This window comes from Bacillus sp. LR--39 (assembly GCF_053613335.1).
The window spans coordinates 1-1,007 of record NZ_JBSIOT010000386.1; the positions used below are offsets into that span (position 1 = coordinate 1).

Consider the following 1,007-nt stretch of genomic DNA (forward strand, 5'->3'; position numbering starts at 1 on the left):
TGCAAAGCTGGCTGAATCCATTGTCGTCGTATTGGCTGTCCTGTATATCGGAGTTGCGTTTTTCGTCATTTTCACCAACATTACGCAGCTGCCAAGTGTGCTTGCGCTAATCGTGAAAAATGCGTTTGGTTTTGATCAGGCCGCCGGCGGGGCTTTGGGCGCGGCACTCATGCAAGGCGTCAGACGGGGAATTTTTTCAAACGAAGCGGGAATGGGAAGTGCACCGAATGCCGCTGCCACCGCCACAACAAGCCATCCCGTCAAACAGGGGCTGATCCAAGCTTTTGGTGTACTGACGGATACACTGGTCATTTGTACAAGCACCGCCTTTATCATCCTGTTTTCGGATGCCTATCATACTCCGGGTCTGAGCGGAATCGCCTTGACACAAGCCTCTCTCAGCTCCCATGTCGGATCATGGGCATCAGGCTTTCTCGCCATTCTGATTTTGTTATTCGGATTCTGTGCTTTAATTGGAAACTATTATTATGGCGAAACCAATATCGGCTTTTTGAACAAAAGCAAAAAACTGATTTTTGTCTACCGTATCGGCGTGCTGGCAATGATCGTGTTTGGCTGTGTTGCCAAAGTCCAGCTCGTCTGGGATCTTGCTGATTTGTTCATGGGTTTGATGGTCGTCGTGAATTTAATCGCGATTTTCTTACTATCAAAGATCGTTTTTACTGCGCTGAAAGACTATACACGCCAGAAAAAAGCAGGCAAGGATCCGGTCTTTTATAAAGATGTGCTCAAAAACCATAATGGCATTGAGTGCTGGCCGGTTTCAGACACAAAGACTGACACGCACAACAAACAAATATCATAAGAAAAGGGTGTTCAGACATATGGGCTGAACACCTTTCCCTTTTTGCGTTTATTGACAAACACGTAAGCCTCCATTACGATTTTCATATCTTTTTCAAAAAAATCTGAAAGGAGGCATCGGTACATTCTATGAATCCTATCCAACACATATTAGATACATACCCGCTTATTGTGCTAGACGG

1 protein-coding gene is annotated in these 1,007 nt (G+C 45.5%); it reads left to right on the forward strand.

Annotated elements, in window-relative coordinates:
* Positions 1-826: alanine:cation symporter family protein (locus ACWHAR_RS23440; protein WP_452087995.1), on the forward strand; the 826-nt coding region annotated here is incomplete at its 5' end.
* Positions 827-1,007 lie beyond the last annotated feature (181 nt).